Source organism: Endozoicomonas numazuensis, assembly GCF_000722635.1.
Classification (GTDB): domain Bacteria; phylum Pseudomonadota; class Gammaproteobacteria; order Pseudomonadales; family Endozoicomonadaceae; genus Endozoicomonas_A; species Endozoicomonas_A numazuensis.
On the sequence record NZ_JOKH01000007.1, the window covers coordinates 85,598 to 103,537 of the forward strand.

At 46.0% G+C, this 17,940-nt stretch carries 11 protein-coding genes; 4 read left to right on the forward strand and 7 right to left on the reverse strand.

Translation table 11 applies throughout. The features are described from left to right. Positions 1-8 precede the first annotated feature (8 nt). Positions 9-341 carry an STAS domain-containing protein gene (locus tag GZ78_RS22590; protein WP_034841335.1) on the forward strand — a complete coding sequence of 111 codons (333 nt, stop codon included), beginning with the start codon at positions 9-11 and terminating at the stop codon, positions 339-341. A gap of 1 nt (position 342) precedes the next feature. Then, positions 343-774, forward strand: a complete 432-nt coding sequence (locus GZ78_RS22595) for an ATP-binding protein (RefSeq protein WP_051786471.1) — start codon at positions 343-345, stop codon at positions 772-774. Positions 775-848: 74 nt separating this feature from the next. Here the strand turns inward: GZ78_RS22595 and GZ78_RS22600 are convergent, their stop codons facing one another. Together GZ78_RS22600 and mfd are read right to left on the reverse strand one after the other, a co-directional pair. Beyond that, positions 849-1,895 (reverse strand): CsiV family protein, encoded by a 1,047-nt coding sequence (locus tag GZ78_RS22600; RefSeq protein WP_034841337.1) that lies wholly within the window; start codon positions 1,893-1,895, stop codon positions 849-851. A 78-nt stretch (positions 1,896-1,973) separates the two neighbouring features. Beyond that, entirely contained in the window at positions 1,974-5,432 is a 3,459-nt protein-coding gene (gene mfd / locus GZ78_RS22605) for a transcription-repair coupling factor (RefSeq protein ID WP_034841339.1), read from the reverse strand. A 357-nt stretch (positions 5,433-5,789) separates the two neighbouring features. On the opposite strand from mfd, the gene GZ78_RS22610 reads away from it, so the two are divergent. Further along, entirely contained in the window at positions 5,790-8,744 is a 2,955-nt protein-coding gene (locus GZ78_RS22610) for a hypothetical protein (RefSeq protein ID WP_034841341.1), read from the forward strand. Between the two features lie 298 nt (positions 8,745-9,042). Beyond that, on the forward strand, positions 9,043-10,479 hold the full coding sequence (locus GZ78_RS22615) for a glyceraldehyde-3-phosphate dehydrogenase (RefSeq protein WP_081870002.1): 1,437 nt from the start codon (positions 9,043-9,045) through the stop codon (positions 10,477-10,479). A 38-nt stretch (positions 10,480-10,517) separates the two neighbouring features. On the opposite strand, the gene GZ78_RS22620 is transcribed toward GZ78_RS22615, so the two are convergent. From GZ78_RS22620 to GZ78_RS22640, 5 genes are all read right to left on the reverse strand, one after another. Further along, positions 10,518-12,026: a SpoVR family protein gene (locus GZ78_RS22620; RefSeq protein WP_034841346.1), complete on the reverse strand. Its 1,509-nt coding sequence runs from the start codon at positions 12,024-12,026 to the stop codon at positions 10,518-10,520. 2 nt (positions 12,027-12,028) lie between these two features. Beyond that, on the reverse strand, positions 12,029-13,300 hold the full coding sequence (locus GZ78_RS22625; protein ID WP_034841349.1) for a YeaH/YhbH family protein: 1,272 nt from the start codon (positions 13,298-13,300) through the stop codon (positions 12,029-12,031). Between the two features lie 18 nt (positions 13,301-13,318). Next, positions 13,319-15,241 carry a PrkA family serine protein kinase gene (locus tag GZ78_RS22630; protein ID WP_034841351.1) on the reverse strand — a complete coding sequence of 641 codons (1,923 nt, stop codon included), beginning with the start codon at positions 15,239-15,241 and terminating at the stop codon, positions 13,319-13,321. Positions 15,242-15,536: 295 nt separating this feature from the next. Then, positions 15,537-16,067, reverse strand: coding sequence for a ferritin-like domain-containing protein (locus GZ78_RS22635; RefSeq protein ID WP_034841354.1), 531 nt, complete (start codon positions 16,065-16,067; stop codon positions 15,537-15,539). 285 nt (positions 16,068-16,352) lie between these two features. After that, positions 16,353-17,939 (reverse strand): ABC transporter ATP-binding protein, encoded by a 1,587-nt coding sequence (locus GZ78_RS22640; protein ID WP_034841357.1) that lies wholly within the window; start codon positions 17,937-17,939, stop codon positions 16,353-16,355. Position 17,940: the final 1 nt, after the last annotated feature.

Consider the following 17,940-nt stretch of genomic DNA (forward strand, 5'->3'; position numbering starts at 1 on the left):
AGGAAGGCATGGCGTTTGAACACCACGATGAAGGCCACTATACGGTGGTTAAGATTGATGAGTCCCGTTTTGATGCATCCATTGCTGAAGCATTTAAAACTTATGTGTTTGATCTGATTGAAGAGGGTAAATCTGAAATCGTTGTTGATCTGGCTGCAGTCCGCTTTATGGATAGCAGCGGGTTGGGTGCACTGGTTGCAGGACTCAAGAAACTGTCGGGTAATGGTTCTTTCAGTCTTGCTTCGGCGCAGCCTGCGGTGAAAGATCTGTTTGATCTTACGTCCATGGATAAATTGTTCAAGCTCCATGATTCCGTCGATGAGGCCGTGAAAGGGGACTGACATGTCGCAGCTATTGAAACTGGAAATAGATAGCCAGTTATCCAACACAACCCTGGTTGCGATGGCCGTCCGGGGTGTCTGTGCCATGACTACCTTGTCTCCTGTGGAGATTAACCGGTTAGAGCTGTGTCTGGTAGAGATCGTTAATAATGCCATTGAGCACGCTTATGAAAATAAGGCAGGTTATCCGGTGGAGATTTGCGTCGATCTCGACAAAACCATGATGAATATTGCCGTCAGTGACTGGGGGCAGAGTATTCCTGATGAGGTTATTCAGGATAAAGCCGAAGTGGCTGTTGATCCGGAATATCCGGAAACCTGGCTATGCAGCGGGCGTGGTCTACACATTGTGAACAAACTGATGGATCAGGTTTCCTATGAGTCAGACCAGGGCAAGAACAGTTTTACTATGAAAAAAGAGCTTCGGCACTGAGAGCTCTTTTTTCATATCTTGTTTTTGACTAAGAAGATCAGCTATCGGAGTATCGGTAGCTCATTGATCTCGAATCAGCTGCCTTTCTGATCAACAATTCCCGGAAGAATACCCAGCTCAGGGCTTTTATCCTGCTCTGTTCCCATTTCTGGCAGAAGTTGTTTATCGGGTCTCTCATAGGGTGTCAGCTTAAACAAAACGCCAATCACCGGGCTGTCCAGATACTGGACTTCTTTACTGTTTCTGATTCTACGACTTTCCTGCAGCTGGAAGTTGCGAGAGATTCTCATAGGCTGTCCACCCGGTGTTGACACCAGTTGCACTTCCTTATCAAGGGTTGGCTCCATTTGAGATGCTGAATTCTGGAAGCTTCCCATGTTTTTGGCCAGACCTTCCCAGGACAGCTCGCTGTACCAGAAATCCACATTCACGTGTAAAAAACGGCTGGAACTCACAGTAACAGTACCTTCCAGCATGCTGGGCATTTTGCTCTGGGTGTTATAGCTGCGAATTCTTATTGGCAGGGTACTCTCACCCTCTTTAATGGGCATCAGCCATGCTTTTTGCTCCAGTATCCGGTAGCTTCCATTTCTTGATAAAGTGCTACCTTCTTTCTGCAATAGCTGAGATGGGTAGGGCAGTGAAACAAAAGCATCCCTTTCCAGATCAATCGCTGACTTCTTTTCAGGTTGATCAAGAAAGTTTGTCAGGTCTGAATACTTTGCACTGTTGCCAGTCGAAGCATCATAGGGTTTGAGTTTGATGGTGTTAGCAGGCAATGGGTGGGCACCAATGTCAGGCCATTTCTCACTGCCATTCATACTTTGTTCATTCAGAAAGACAATCATGTCTGCCTGGTACCATCGTGTATCATTCTTTTGAGTGCCAGCCTTGCCATCGGTATTGGCCAAAACGACCATGGGGGCTGTACTCAGGAGCAGGGTAGCCAGGACTCTCTGAAGTCTGGTAAAGGATGCTTTTTGCTCAACGCTCGTTTTGATTGGCTCAAGGCTGTTCATAAAATCCCTGCTCAATTCAGCTCCTCGCTGGTCATCAGTATGATCCACCGTTACCTGTGGTTTTTGAGGTCTCTGAGTGGTGGTCTTTGAAAGTACGATCATGCAGTTTTTTCAACAGTTTCATGAGTCCAGGGCTCCAGAGCCCTGAACTTGAAAGACTGTTTCTTCGCTCACAGTTGATTATGCGGCCAGTCGATCCATTAATTGCTCCAGGAGCTTGAATCGTGCTTCGGCTTTTTCCATGGAGCCACTGTACTTCAACACGCTGCTGCCTTCCAGTCTGTATAGGTGTGGCTCAGACTGAATCAGCTGAATAATAGCTATGGGATCAATATCAGGCTGACTGTTGAACTCTATTCGGGCGCTGCCTGCACCTGCGTCGATCTTGATAATACCCATTTTTTCGGCTTTTAACCTGAGACGAGTTTGGCGGAACAGGTTTTTGGTCTGTTCCGGTAGCAGCCCAAAGCGATCAATCAGTTCAACCTGAAGATTCTTAAGATCCTCATCGTTTTTAGCGGCGGCAATGCGCTTGTAGAGAATCAGTCGGTTATGGACGTCATGGATATAGTCTTCTGGCAGCAATGCCGGTAGTCGAAGGTTAACATCGCTGCCTTGTTGTAGAGGCTTATCCAGATCAGGTGTTTCACCCTTACGAATGGCCTCTACAGCTTTCTCAAGCATCTCGGTATAGAGTGTGAAGCCTACATTTTGAATCTGGCCACTCTGGTCTTCACCGAGCAGTTCACCCGCACCTCGAATCTCAAGATCGTTGGACGCCAGCATAAATCCGGCGCCCAGATCCTGAGCTTCGGCAATGGCTTCCAGTCTTTTCAGGGCGTCTTTGGTCATCGATTTGGGTGGCGGAGTCAATAAGTAGGCATAAGCCTGATGATGGGAGCGACCCACCCGGCCTCTCAACTGGTGTAACTGAGCCAGACCGAATTTGTCTGAACGATTGATAATAATGGTATTAGCGTTCGGTATATCAATGCCGGTTTCAATGATGGTGGTGCAGATAAGAATATTATGTCGTTTATGATAGAAGTCTGACATAACCTGTTCCAACTCTCGTTCCCGCATCTGTCCGTGACCTACTGCGATTCGTGCTTCAGGAATGAGCTCTTGCAGATCTGCTGCCGCCTTGTCGATACTGGACACTTCATTGTGAAGGTAATAAACCTGCCCCCCTCGTAATAACTCTCGGAGAATGGCTTCTTTCACCAGCAGTTTGTCACTTTGTCGAACAAAGGTTTTAACCGATAAGCGACGTGCGGGTGGTGTAGCAATAATGGAAAGATCGCGAATGCCTGACATCGCCATGTTCAATGTCCGGGGGATAGGGGTGGCCGTCAAAGTCAGGATGTCGACCTCGGAACGCATTGATTTCAACATTTCTTTATGCCTGACTCCAAAGCGGTGCTCTTCATCAATAATCAGCAGGCCGAGGTTTTTGAACTTAAAATCTCCCTGAATCAATTTATGGGTACCAATGATGATATCCAGTCTGCCCTTTGCTGTTTTTTCCTTGAGCGACTGAACCTGTTTCGTTGATTTAAAGCGCGACGCTACGTCAATTTCGATGGGCCAGTCTGCAAAGCGATCACGAAAGCTTTCATAATGCTGCTGAGCCAGAAGGGTAGTGGGTACAAGAATACCTACCTGCTTACCGCTTTGCACAGCAAGGAAGGCAGCTCGCATAGCGACTTCTGTTTTACCAAAACCGACATCTCCGCAAACCAGTCGATCCATCGGCTTGCCTTCAGACATATCTTTTATGACATTGATAATGGCCTGTTGCTGGTCAGGTGTTTCTTCAAAAGGAAAGCCTGCGCTGAAAGCATGATATTGTTGATCGGGTGCTGAAAAGGCAAAGCCTTCTCGTGCTTCCCTTCGAGCATAGATATCCAGCAGCTCTGCTGCTGCATCCCGCGCTTTTTCGGCAGCTTTACGGCGGGCTTTGGTCCATTGCTCACTGCCCAGGCGGTGCAGGGGAGCCAATTCATCATCTGTACCGGTGTATCGGGCAATCAGATGGAGAGAAGCTACCGGAATATAGAGTTTGGCTTCGTTGGCGTATTCAAGCGTCAGAAACTCGGTTTCCTGATCATCAACAGATAAGGTTTGCAGGCCGCGATAACGTCCCACCCCATGGTCAATATGGACCACAGGTGCCCCTTCTCTCAGTTCGGTCAGGTTGCGAATGGTTTGATCGGTTTCTGCTTCTGTAGTCCCCTTACGTCGGCGCCGCTGCATGACCCTCTGGCCTAGCAGCAATGACTCAGGAATCAGGGCTATATTCTGTTCTTTGAGAATGAACCCTGATGCCAAAGTCCCAACGGTAATCCCCATCGACTCTTTTCTGCTCAGGAAAATGTCCCAGCTGTTAAAGATATCCGGGCGAATATTGGACTGAGCCAGCATTTCCAGCAGAACTTCTCTGCGACCGGCGCTTTCGGCAACCAGAAGGATTCTTGAACCGGACTCAATCAGGTTTTCCAGAGGTTGCAAAGGATGGTCGGCACGAGCATTAAGGGTCAGTTCGGGTAATGGCTGATGATCAAGGTTAAAGCTACCAGCTGTTTCTGCTCTTTCAGCACAGAGTAAAATGCGAGGATACTGCTTGAGGGCGCGATTGATTTCTTCTGAAGGCATCAGTACCTGAGCAGGTGGCAGTAACGGACGGTTAGGGTCCACCTTTCGGTTCTCATAACGGTCGTTTATGTCCTGCCAGAACTGTTCAATAGCGTCTTGCACCCCCTCACACTGAATGATGGTTGTTTCAGTAGACAGATGATCAAACAGAGTGGCGGTCTGTTCAAAAAACAGAGGCAGGTAATACTCAATTCCCGGGCTTGCCAGTCCCTGACCAATGTCCTGGTATACAGGGCACTCTCGGTGATCAACGTCGAAAGCTTCTCTGAACAGGCTGCGAAAACGATCCCTGGATGCCTTATCCATAGGGAATTCATGACCTGGAAGCAGCTCAATGTGATCAACCTGATCGATGGATCGCTGACTTTCAGGGTCAAAGACTCGCAGAGTATCTATTTCATTATCAAACAGATCGATACGAAAAGGTGTGTCAGAGCCCATGGGGAAAATATCCATGAGCGATCCCCGAATAGCAAACTCGCCGTGTTCTAACACAGTGTCAACACAGCGGTAACCAGCCTGTTCCAGTTGCTGCCTTTTATGTTCCAGAACGAAGGTTTCTCCCCGCTTCAGGACCAGGCAGTTAGATTCCAGGTATTCTCTGGGACACAGTCGATGCAGCAAGGTAGAGACAGAAATAATCAGAATGGTTTTTTCACTGCGGGGCAGGCGATACAGTGTTTCCAGTCGCTGGGAAATAATATCCTGATGGGGAGAAAAAGCATCATAGGGCAGGATCTCCCAGTCGGGGAAGTGCAGAATCCGGGTTGAATGGTCACCCTCCAGAAAGAAACCCAGCTCTTCTTCAAGCGCATTGGCCTGGGCTGAATCAGGAGTAATGACCAGTAGAGGACGACGTGTAGATCGGGCTGCACTGGCGATGGCATAAGAGCTGGTTGATTGACTCAACTGCCCCCAGAAGGTTTTATGCCCCGAAGTTTCTGGAAGCTTGAAAGATGGTGAGTTCAAGTTGGCCTGCGACATGAAAGGTGACTTGTCCTGGATACGCTAGACCGGCCATTGTAGCTGTTCAGGAGGTTATATACCATGAAATAGCCTTATTGCGGCTCTCTCATCTTGATTGTCATATAGTGATATTAGGAATCGCTATTTTAAATCAATAAATGCCCATTCAGTCCCCAGCCAAACCGGATCTTCCGCTCCAGCAACACAGACTGTTATTACTCAACGGGAAGGTTCTCACCACTATAGAAAAGGTAACTGCTCATATTTGACTGGCAAAACAACCCTTTCAGGTCAATGAATTTGACCCTGCTAGTTCCCTAAGTGTACGACCTCTTTCCTATAGTTATTAAAACAGCTATACAATTATGGAAATCTATGCAGACGGAGCCTACAGGAAGCGCAGGAAGGTCGAATCTTGCATCTTCTCCAGCAAACGTTATCAAGCCAGAAGAAGGCAGCCATCATCACAGGGAAGTCTCTGAAAAGCAGGGGCTGATGAACAGTATCACCCGGACCTCTTCAGAAAGCACTTTTCAAACCTTAAAGCAACGTGGGATTAAACCTAAATCATTGTCTTGCGGTGCAGTGAGCACCATCGCAAGCGTACTGACGCCAATGGCTTTAGCTGGAATGGATGTATCAGCCAGAAAAGCGCGGGGTTCTTTAAAGAAAGATATTGATGCCTTAAAAGCAAAGCATTCACAGGGAATAAAAAGAAAACCGGTTGCCGTTAAAGAGTTGAGTCGAGTCAATAAAAAGCTGGGAGTACTTAGGTCATCTCTAAGTGGCAGTATGAGTTCAAAGCAGTTAAAGGAGTACATGGAACTGTACGAATCAGCCGACTCTTTGCATCGAGAGCTGATAGAGCTTGAAGCAACAGAGTCCTGGTATGGGGCTCAGCAAGATCTCCGTCGTAGCCAGCTGGATCAGTTTGATCACCAAACGAAACAGATGAGAACTCTGATAAAAGAGGGAGTGCATGCGGGTGCTAAAGTCATAGGCGGTCTGAGAAATGTCTATCAGCCAGATCCGGATTCAGCTTCTAAGAGTGAAGTGAGAGTGATGAATCTGGGTGACCTGAAAATAGAAGATCAGGGGCATTACTCGGTTTCACTGCAGGATATGAGTGTCGCTATTGAGCGATTCCAGAGAAATGAGGATGGCTCTGTCACGTTGAATGTTGCTGAATGCAGTGCAAAGTGTACAGCTCTGGACCAATGTGGAAATGTCACAGGACCTGTCCGATTTCAGGGTGGGCTGAAGGTCACGGTAAAGGAGCCACTGGCTGAGTTGATCGATCAGCTGATGCAATGTTCACTGGTTAGGCTTCCCTTCTGCTTGAAGGGTATGACCGCAGACTTTGAGAAAAAAGCGCAAAAAGCTTTGGGTCATCTTAATGGTAAAAAGCCGGATATTCGTGACTACATTGATTTTGAAGTGTCTGCACTCAACATTGATGATGAAGAATCTGGAAGGATTCAAAGCATCCTTAGCAGACAGGGAGTCGAGATTATTCTGAATCTGCTCAATCCTGTTGTCAGCAGTTATAAGGATATGGCTGATGATAAATTGCAGGCAGGTATAAAGGCTGGCAGTGCCACTTTGAGTCTTGAAACTCAAAGAAGAGAAATGAAAATGGATAGACTCGGTGGCTTAATCAAGTCGATGGAAGCTGACATCAATCTTTTAAGCGGTGACAAGGTGGTCTTGAGAGAATCACTGAATGAAAGTGTGATTCAGCTGAAAGGTGAGTTGGCCAGGGCTCAAGAATCACTTGGGCAATATGCAAATGCCAGAGATGGGCTTGAAAAGCGAATGCGGGTGAATGAAAAGTGGCGAAAGAGTGAGCGTAATGAGTGGGTGGAAGGTTATACGAACCTGAGTAATGTACTTCTGGCCCTGCGCGAGGCAGTAAATAGCACCTCTGATGCCAATCCGGTGACTTTAAAATGTCCTTTACAGAGAATTCCCCTGGGTGCGATGGCTCATCTTGATATAGAAGGGTTGGAGGTGAGTATTTCCAGTGTTGATTTGGATGAAGCAGGCATTTTGACAATATCAATTCCTGAAATGAAAGCCCGACTGTCTTTTGAGAATGATCTGACTTCAGAAACACGTGATACGCCTGTGACATTGAAAGGGCTCAGAATCAAGATCGAGCCTCCTTTGGGTCTTTTCGTCAGAGATACGCTGAAGCTTGATTTTCCACTGGATGTTCGACGGTTACAGAAATTAAATGAGTTGATGACTGAAATCTGGCCATCGATGGAAAACTCTGCCGTTAACAACGGGACTGATGCCCATGCTAAAGACCCAAAGCTGAATGAATTGCTGCACTTGAATATTGAAGACGTTTCCATCTCACGTGACGGCACAGAAGAGTGTTGCAGTGATGAGTATGAGGTGGATAGGCAGGCACTGAGTCAATCATCCAGCCAGTTGTTGGGGACAGAAGTTAAAGCCGATAGCTATGAGCAAATAATGGGTCAATTGCTCAAACCCGATAGTTCTGAGTTCAAAAAACTAATGCATTTTCTGGCCATGAGCGTAATGGGAGTCAAAGGAGCACTTCCAATATCGGATGAACCGAAAGTGGTCAGTCTGCCAGATGAGGAAGCGATTTCCATTTCATCAGGAATGGATTCTGGCATAGAAGTTGATCTCGAGAACGAGACTGAAAGTATCCAATCTGTTCCAGTGATTGATTCATCATCAATTGAAGAATCACTTCCGAATATTCCAGATGCATCATTTTTGGAGGGTGGAAGCATAGTAGAGTCAACAACTATTCCTCCGACTGTGCCAGAGATGCATCAAGAGTCTCTTGATATGGCTGAGTCTTCATCTAATACGGACATGGCAATACAGGTTAATGGTGCTGTTGCTGAAGATAAGACATTTTTTGAGCAAGATATGGTTCAGATATCAGTCGAGAACATAGAAGTCATTACGACTGAAGAACTTCGATCTACTGAAGGCCTTCATCCCAGTTTTATTTTCGACCAGAATAATATGCCTAAAGCTGTCTTCGAACTGCAAACCAATCTCGACACACTGTTTGGCAAGATCTCCTGGTTCTGGAGACTCTTGATTGGCTCAATGAGTGTAGGGCTGGAAGTACAGACGACACAGTCAAGAAGAGGGGTTGAATTACAAAATCCACGAGTGCGCATAAAAAACGGGGGTATCATACGGCGCTTTGCTGTTAACAGATTATTGAAAACGGCTATGAAGAAAAGGCGAGTCTCATTGGCCGTTGATTACAGTGGAGAAAAGCGAAAAATTGGACTGGTTCTGGACACGTTAACGGCTGTAGCTATCAAGAGTTAACGAAGATCAAATCCTTAGATAACAAGCGTTTGCTTTCCACTGGTCATGTAAATTAGAACAAGGGTTGTTAAAGTTTGTTGTACTTTGTTGCCAAGTAGGGGTGAACTCTGGATAATACCCCTGAAGCCGAAGGGCATAGGAACCATAGACATATGTCGTCTTGAGCAGCCGTAGGGGTGTTTTTGAAGGCAGTCTATCAGAGAAGTAAACAGCCTTGAGCTAATTGACAGCCTTGAGCTAATTGACAGCCTTGAGCTAATTGACAGCCTTGAGCTCATAAAAATACAGGATTGGAACCGTGGGAAAAGACCATTTTCAGGACTGGAAAGAACGTGAAGCCTTAGCCGAATCCATGATTCCGTTGATCGGCCGTTTGTATCGCGAACATAACGTTGTGACCTCGATCTATGGCCGCTCAATCATTAATCGCTCTGTGATTGATATCCTCAAGTCTCACAAGTATGTGCGTCAGGTAGAAGGTTCTGCTCTGTGCGTACGTCAAACTTTCCCTGTTATAGAATTGCTCAGTAAGCTGAACCTGGCTCCAGGTCGAATTGATATTGGACAGCTGGCTTCTGGTTACGAAAAGAGTGAAGGTAGTCAGACACTCGAAGAATACGTTCGCAGTCAGGTTTCTGAATTAGTGGATGGCAAGAATGGACATGACCATGAAGATAAAGATGTAGTGCTTTATGGTTTTGGCCGAATTGGCCGTCTAATGGCGCGTATTCTCGTTGAAAGAGCAGGTGGCTCTGGTCTGAATCTGCGCGCGGTAGTTGTACGAAAGGGTGGCGCGGAAAATGATCTTCAGAAACGTGCCAGCCTGTTAAGACGTGACTCCGTACATGGATCCTTCAGTGGAACTATTACGGTGGATGAAGAGAACAATATCATCTATGCCAATGGTGTAGCTATCCAGTTCATCTATGCTGGCTCTCCAGATTCCATTGATTACACAGACTATGGCATTAAAGATGCCATCATCGTAGACAATACGGGTGTATGGCGTGATCAAGAAGGCCTGAGTTTGCACCTTCAGTCCAAAGGCGTCTCTAGAGTACTTCTGACAGCACCTGGTAAGGGTGACCTGAAGAATGTGGTGTTTGGTGTTAACCACGACATCATTAATGATGAAGATCAAATTGTCTCTGCGGCTTCCTGTACTACCAATGCGATCACTCCGGTACTGAAAGCCATTTGCGACAAGTTTGGTGTTGAGAATGGTCATGTTGAAACCGTGCATTCTTACACCAACGACCAGAATCTGATTGATAACTACCATAAAGGCTCACGTCGCGGCAGAAGTGCAGCGTTAAATATGGTTATTACCGAAACCGGAGCAGCCAAAGCGGTTTCAAAGGCTCTGCCTCAGTTGAAAGGTAAGTTAACCGGTAATGCTATTCGTGTACCTACACCGAATGTGTCCATGGCTATCCTCAATCTGAACCTGTCCAAGGACACTAGCGTTGAAGAGTTGAACAGTTATCTGCGTGATATGGCACTGTACTCTGGTTTGAAAAAGCAGATTGATTACGTCAACTCACTGGAAGTTGTATCCAGTGATTTTGTCGGAAACCGCAATGCCGGTATCGTTGATAGTCAGGCGACCATTGTTGACGGCAACCGCTGTGTTCTTTATGTCTGGTACGATAATGAGTTTGGCTATAGCTGCCAGGTCAATCGTATTCTGCAGCACATGACCGGAAATCATCACAAGACTCTGCCTGTTCAATAACAGTAAAGAGTAAAAAAGCCCTCAGTTGAGGGCTTTTTTTATGAGACTTTGTGAGTTTCTGAAGTGCAGTAACTGTGTTGTATTTCACCGCTGCTATCTACCGAGTTTAACTTCACGTCAAAGCCCCATAACAAGTGCAGATGTTTGAGAATCTCCATGGCTGTATCAGCATCGAGGTTTTGCCCTTTGTGCATGGTATGAATCAAAGTAAGAGATCGATCGCCCCTTACATCCACATCATACACCTGGATATTAGGTTCCTGGTTGCCAAGATTATACTGATTCGACAGAGAAGCTCTGAGCGCCTTATATCCTGACTCATCATGAATGGCGCTGACTTCCAGATAAGGTTCCCGGTCATCGTCATCCATGCAAAAAAGCTTCATCTCTCTCATCACCCGGGGTGAAAGAAACTGCAATATGAAGCTTTCATCCTTGAATTGAGACATGGCATGGTGAAGCGTTTTAAGCCAGTCACTGCCAGCAATATCCGGAAACCAGAGTTTGTCCTCTTCTTCCGGGTGTTCACAGATACGACGTAAATCACGGTAAATATTGAAGCCCAGAGTATACGGATTGATACCGGAATAGCGGGGGTCATCAAAGTCTGGTTGAAATACAACGCTACTGTGAGAGTGAAGAAACTCCAGAATATAACCTTCGTTGATCAGACCTTCGTTATAGAGCTCATGCATCAAGGTAAAATGCCAGAAACTGGCCCAGCCTTCGTTCATCACCTGTGTCTGACGCTGGGGATAGAAATACTGGGCTATTTTCCGGACTATCCGAATCAGTTCCCGTTGCCAGGTTTTCAGTAAAGGTGCATTTTTCTCAATAAAATACAGGACATTCTCTTCTGGCTCAGCTGGAAATCGCCGTTTTGCTTTAGTCTGGCCATCTTTTTTGGATGGGATCGTTCGCCACAAATCGTTGATGTTTCTCTGGATATATTCTTCTCTTTCCTTTGCCTGATTTATTTCCATCTCTGCCGAGATCGCTGAAGGACGCATATACCGATTGACGCCCTGGTTCATCAGCGCGTGGCATGCGTCCAGTAATTCTTCAACGGCGTCTACACCGTATTTTTCTTCACACTGATGGATGTAGTGTCTGGCAAAAAGAAGGTAATCAATAATAGAGTCAGCACTGGTCCACTGACGAAAGAGATAATTGCCTTTGAAAAAGGAATTATGACCATAGCAGGCATGTGCGATGACCAGCGCCTGCATGGCCATGGTATTTTCTTCCATAAGGTAGGCAATACAGGGATTTGAATTGATGACGATTTCATAGGCTAATCCCATGCGCCCCCTGCGATAATTCTGCATATTGTTCAAAAATTTTTTACCGAAACTCCAGTGGTGATACATCAGTGGCATGCCAACCGCAGCATAGGCATCAATCATTTGTTCAGAGTTGATCACTTCTATCTGATTCGGGTAAGTATCCAGCTCAAACTTTTCTGCCAGATTGCCTATGGCCTTGTCGTAAACGTCAAGTAATTCAAAGGTCCATTCAGAGCCGGTCGAGAGGTACTGGCGAGTCATGGCTAATCCACTTTCTTTTCAAAAAGACGTCGGAAGACTGGGTAGATATCACTCTGATCATGAATCTGTTGTTGGGCAAAATGTTCTTTGTAAGTCCGCTCTATATCTTTATAGGTGTGCCAGAGATTCTGATGCCTGTTGGCAATTTCGACATAGGCAAAATATTGCACCAATGGAATCAGCTTTTGGGTAATGGCGTCGTGACACGCCTGGTTGTCACTGTCCCAGTTGTCACCATCAGAAGCCTGAGCCATGTAGATATTCCATTTTTCCGGCGGGTAGCGATCATTAATAATCTGGTGTGCGAGTATCAGTGCTGAAGAAACAATGGTTCCTCCGGTCTCCTGAGAGTAGAAAAAGTCATGCTCATTGCATTCTCTGGCTTCAGTGTGATGGCGAATAAAGATCACCTCGGTGGCCTCATAGTTTTTTTCAAGGAACAAATAGAGCAGCAGGAAAAAACGTTTGGCGATGTCCTTGATTTCTCGAGTCATGGAACCCGATACATCCATGATGCAGACCATAACCGCCTTGCTGGAAGGTTGAGGCACTTTGACCAGGTTGTTGAATCGCAGGTCAAAGTCATCGATAAATGGTAGTCGACGGAGTTTTTTATTGAGTTCGGTAATCTGAATACGCAGCTGTTCTTGTTTCTCTCTGTTAGTCTGACCCGGTTGCACTTCAAGCTCTCTGAGCTCTCGTTTCAGTTCTCGGATAACCAGGCGTTCCTTGCCAGAAAGGGCAATCCTTCGAGCATGTGCGGCTCTCAGTGAACGAATAACATTGAGTCTGTCAGGTGAACCTGCTGTAGTGAATCCTGCTCTTTTGAGGGAGTATTCCGTAGAGTCCATGAGCTCTTTTTTGATCAGATTGGGTAACTCCAGATCTTCAAAAAGATACTGCAGAAACTCATCCCGATTGATCTGGAAGATAAAATCATCTATACCGGAACCCTGATTACTCGCATCGCCTTTACCCGGCCCCTGACCCTGACCACCCTCGGGGCGGTTGAATCGATCTCCGGAGTGAAACTCCTTGTTACCCGGATGAACCCGCTGTCGATGTCCATTATCTCCATGATGAAAAACGGGCTCTGAGACATCCTTTCTGGGAATCGAGATATCTGTACCCTGTTCCATATCAGTAATTGAGCGGTTGTTGATTTGCTCCTGAACAGATTCTTTGATGGTGCTCTTGTACCGTCTCAGGAAACGTTGACGGTTGACCGTACTCTTTTTGCCGCTGTTTAAACGTCGATCAATGATGATACTCATGGCGGTCCCTTGCAAAGACTACTGGGATTTTCTGACCCTGATGTACCATTCAGAGAGCAGTCTGACCTGCTTTTCGGTGTAACCATGCTGGACCATGCGGTCTACGAAGTCGGCATGTTTTTTCTGGTCATCGTGGGAGGCCTTGGCATTAAATGAAATAACAGGGAGAAGGTCCTCGGTATTGGAGAACATTTTCTTCTCAATGACAGCTCTCATCTTCTCATAGCTCAGCCAGCTGGGGTTTTTACCTTGTAAATCAGCTCTGGCCCTCAGTACAAAGTTGACCACTTCATTTCGAAAGTCCTTGGGGTTGGCAATGCCAGCCGGTTTTTCAATTTTTTCCAGTTCTTCATTCAGTGCATTCCGGTCCAGAATCTGCCCGGTGTCAGGATCTCTGAATTCCTGATCCTGAATCCAGAAGTCTGCATAGGTAATGTAGCGATCAAAAATATTCTGGCCATATTCTGAGTAGGATTCGAGGTAAGCCGTCTGGATTTCTTTACCCAGAAACTCCACGTATTTAGGCGTCAGGTACTCTTTGATAAAGCCTATGTAGCGCTCTTCTAGCTCTTCGGGGAACTGTTGCTGCTCAATCTGTTGCTCAAGAACATACATCATATGAACAGGGTTAGCTGCTATCTCGGTGGGATCAAAATTAAAGACTTTGGATAGAATCTTGAAAGCAAAGCGGGTCGATAATCCTTCCATGCCTTCGTCAACTCCGGCTGCATCCTTGTATTCCTGAAGGGATTTGGCATTGGGGTCGGTGTCTTTGAGGTTTTCGCCGTCATAGATCCGCATCTTGGAATAAATAGAGGAGTTCTCCGGCTCAGCAATCCTGGACAAAATAATGAACTGCGCCAGCATCTTCAATGTATCAGGCGCACAGGGAGCATTGTTAAGAGAGCTGTGCTCTAGCAGTTTTTCGTAGATTCGGACCTCTTCACTCAATCGTGTGCAGTAGGGTATCTTGATAATATTGACTCTATCGATAAAGGCTTCATTGGTTTTGTTGTTTCTGAATGTCTGCCACTCGGATTCATTGGAGTGGGCAAGAATAGTGCCTTCATAGGGAATAGCCCCAAGGCCTTCAGTGCTGTTGTAGTTGCCTTCTTGTGTTGCTGTCAACAAAGGATGTAAGACCTTGACAGGCGCCTTGAACATCTCAACAAATTCCATGATGCCCTGATTGGCTCTACATAAAGCCCCTGAAAAACTGTAGGCATCGGCATCATCTTGAGAATATTCCTCCAGCTGACGTATATCTACTTTACCCACCAGACTGGAAATATCCTGATTGTTCTCGTCGCCGGGTTCTGTTTTGGCAACGGCAATCTGCTTGAGCCGGTTTGGATATAATTTCACTACCTTGAATTGAGTAATGTCACCGTTATACTCTTCAAGCCGCTTGGTCGCCCAGGGTGACATGGTGTATTTCAGGTAACGGGCAGGTATTTCGTATTCATCTATCAGAATCTTTCCATCCGACTCAGGGTCAAACAACCCTAGAGGCGATTCGAAGACAGGGGATCCTTTTATGGCATAAAAAGGAATGTTCTCGATCAATTCCTTGAGTTTTTCTGCCAAGGATGATTTGCCGCCTCCAACTGGCCCCAATAGATAGAGAATCTGTTTCTTCTCCTCTAAGCCCTGGGCCGCAAACTGAAAGTAGGAGACAATATTTTCAATAGCTTCTTCCATGCCATAAAACTCATTGAATGCCTTGTACCGCTTGATCAGCTTGTTTGAGAAGATCCGGCTTAATCTCTGGTTGCGGGATGTATCAATGACCTCAGGCTCCCCGATAGCCATAAGCATCCTCTCTGGTGCGCTGGCGTAAGTCTTGGGTTCTGACTTACAAAGGTCCAGATATTCTTGAATACTGAACTCTTCTCCCTGTGTTGAAGCGTATCTTTGCTGATAATGTTCAAACAGTGGCATAACGCTATTGCTCCGATCGAATAGCTGGGTTGGACTTGAGTTATGATGATTCTGTCTGCTCTGACAGGACGGGTTATGGTTAGGTGTTGGAAAACCGTGACCCGCCCCTTGATGCATAAGTACCAGTTATTGACTATGAAAAAGAGCTTGCTTTGCCATTTTTACCACTGACACCGGCGATGCAAACTTTTTTCCTTCGTTCATAGCTGCTCTTTGCTCATGGCTGCTCTTTGCTCATGGCTGCTCTTCGCTCACGGCTGTTCTTCGCTCATGGCTGTTCTTCGCTCATGGCTGTTTATTGAAAGCGTTTCAATTGAGTAGCCAATTGTTCTGCTGGGCGTAATTGATCAGTCAGTGCCTGGACACTGGCTTCATCTTTGGCTTGTCGTGCAGTTTCTATGGCTTCACGGGTCGTGCGAGTGAACTGTTCACAGGCAGCTGACAGTTGGGTGGTATTTTCGTGAACGGTTGTTCCTTTCATGGCCGCATTAATTTTGCTGTGCTCTTTAAGGTCAACATAATCAGCAGGTACGGAGTATCCGTTAATGCTTATTCTTTCGGCAATCTGGTTGGAAGGTGCAAATGACTGTATGTTCGGGTTGCTGGTAGATGTTGTGGGCCTCTGAGACTGGTACTGTGACTCTGGGTTGAACGCTGCAAGCAGCTGATTGAACTCAGCTGATCGGGCATCTTGTGTATTCCATTGCGTCGCCCTTATGCAATTCATCAGGGCTTCACGTTCACAGTATACAGCGAGCAATTTTTTTGAAACATGCTCTTGCTGAGTCTGGTCAATGCCAATTTCTGCAGTTTTAAGCTTGTTCATTACACAATTCCATAAAAAAAAGAATATGAAAGATTTTGTCTGTAGTGGTACGAGTGAGAAGATTTTCTCGGAAAGTTATAGTGGCTGGATTAACAGATTACAGTACATATATTAACAATAATAAAACCGCTACCTCCTGTTTGGTTAACGTGTGAAGTTAATACTATAAAAACTAAATCATACTGACTTTTTACCTCGCGTATCTTAAAAAAAGACATATTGAAGATGGCGTGTAATAACGTGAAATTCAAGTTAAATTTTTACAGTTTTTTTATTCGAAGCATTTTACTCAAAGGCTGCTTCAAGTAGCTCACGGGTATACCCGGTTTGGGGATGGTGGAAAATCTGATCGGTAGAACCCTGTTCAACAATTTCACCGTCTTTCATGACCAGTATACGATGACTCATGGCTTTAACCACGGCGAGGTCATGACTGATAAAGATGTAACTGAGATTGTATTTTTTTTGCAGGCTTCGCAACAGTTCTATCACCTGAGACTGGACAGTCCTGTCCAGAGCTGAGGTGGGTTCATCAAGAATAATCAGTTTTGGTTTAAGGACCAGCGCCCTGGCAATAGCAATGCGCTGTCGTTGACCACCGGAAAATTCATGGGGGTATCGATGGCGCCATTGTGGATCAAGGCCGACTTCATCCATTGCTTTGATAATCAGGACATCGCGTTCATTGTTGCTCGCCAGTTGATGGATATCCAGGCCTTCACCAATGATATCTGCAATAGTCATTCTTGGGCTCAGGCTGCCGTAGGGGTCCTGAAAAACAACCTGTAATTGTCGTCGGTAAGGACGACACTGTTTTTGATTCAGTGAGTGCAGGGGATTACCTTCAAAGTAGATCTTACCTTCACTGTCCTGCAGTTTCAGGAGTGCCATTCCCAGTGTTGTTTTGCCTGAGCCTGATTCTCCTACCACCCCCAGTGTTTGACCCTCTGATACCGAGATTGATACGTCTGTTACTGCTTTAATATGGTCTACGGTTTTTCGGAAGAATCCGGCTTTTACCGGAAACCAGACCCTGATATCAGACCCTTCGATGATTTTATTTTGTGCAGAGGGAACAGGCTCAGGAGCTCCGGAAGGTTCCGCGTTTAGCAGTTCAATCGTATATGGGTGTTTTGGATGATTAAAAACATCTTTTGTCGAGCCCGTTTCAACCATTTCTCCGTCTTTCATTACGCAGATTCGATGGGAAACATGTTGAATCAGGTTGAGGTCATGGCTAATGAACAAAATAGCCATACCGAATTTTTGTTGTAATTCTTTGAGTAATGACAGTATTTGCCTTTGCACCGTTACATCAAGTGCTGTTGTCGGTTCATCGGCGATCAGTATTTTGGGTTCGCAGGCCAGTGCCATAGCAATCATGGCTCTCTGCCTTTGGCCACCAGACAGTTCATGTGGATAGGCAGGTAACTTTTTAGCGGCTTCCTGAATGCCGACCAGTTCAAGTAACTCCAATGCTCGTTGACTGGCCTGTTGTGGACGCAGTCCCAGATGCAGGCTTAATACCTCACAGATCTGCTTCTCTATCGTGTGAAGTGGATTGAGTGCAGTCATTGGTTCTTGAAAGATCATTCCGATCTGATTGCCCCGAACCGCTCTTATCTCTTTTTCAGATGCAGTCAGAAGGTTTTTACCTTCAAATACTATTTCACCTTTATGACGGGCATTCTCGGGTAATAGTTGCAGGATACTCAGTGCTGAAATCGACTTTCCGGACCCGGACTCTCCGACCAGTCCCAGTGTTTCCCCGGCATGGAGTTCAAAGCTGGCACTTTTAACGGCTGGACTGATACTGCCACTCTGATGAAAGTGGACTTCCAGGTCTTTGATTTCGAGTAAAGGACTTGCCATG

Coding starts and splice junctions, on each gene's coding strand:
- GZ78_RS22590 (WP_034841335.1), top strand. CDS start 9: ATGGCGTTTGAACACCACGATGAAGGCCACTATACGGTGGTTAAGATT.
- GZ78_RS22595 (WP_051786471.1), top strand. CDS start 343: ATGTCGCAGCTATTGAAACTGGAAATAGATAGCCAGTTATCCAACACA.
- GZ78_RS22600 (WP_034841337.1), bottom strand. CDS start 1,895: ATGATCGTACTTTCAAAGACCACCACTCAGAGACCTCAAAAACCACAG.
- mfd (WP_034841339.1), bottom strand. CDS start 5,432: ATGTCGCAGGCCAACTTGAACTCACCATCTTTCAAGCTTCCAGAAACT.
- GZ78_RS22610 (WP_034841341.1), top strand. CDS start 5,790: ATGCAGACGGAGCCTACAGGAAGCGCAGGAAGGTCGAATCTTGCATCT.
- GZ78_RS22620 (WP_034841346.1), bottom strand. CDS start 12,026: ATGACTCGCCAGTACCTCTCGACCGGCTCTGAATGGACCTTTGAATTA.
- GZ78_RS22625 (WP_034841349.1), bottom strand. CDS start 13,300: ATGAGTATCATCATTGATCGACGTTTAAACAGCGGCAAAAAGAGTACG.
- GZ78_RS22630 (WP_034841351.1), bottom strand. CDS start 15,241: ATGCCACTGTTTGAACATTATCAGCAAAGATACGCTTCAACACAGGGA.
- GZ78_RS22635 (WP_034841354.1), bottom strand. CDS start 16,067: ATGAACAAGCTTAAAACTGCAGAAATTGGCATTGACCAGACTCAGCAA.
- GZ78_RS22640 (WP_034841357.1), bottom strand. CDS start 17,939: ATGGCAAGTCCTTTACTCGAAATCAAAGACCTGGAAGTCCACTTTCAT.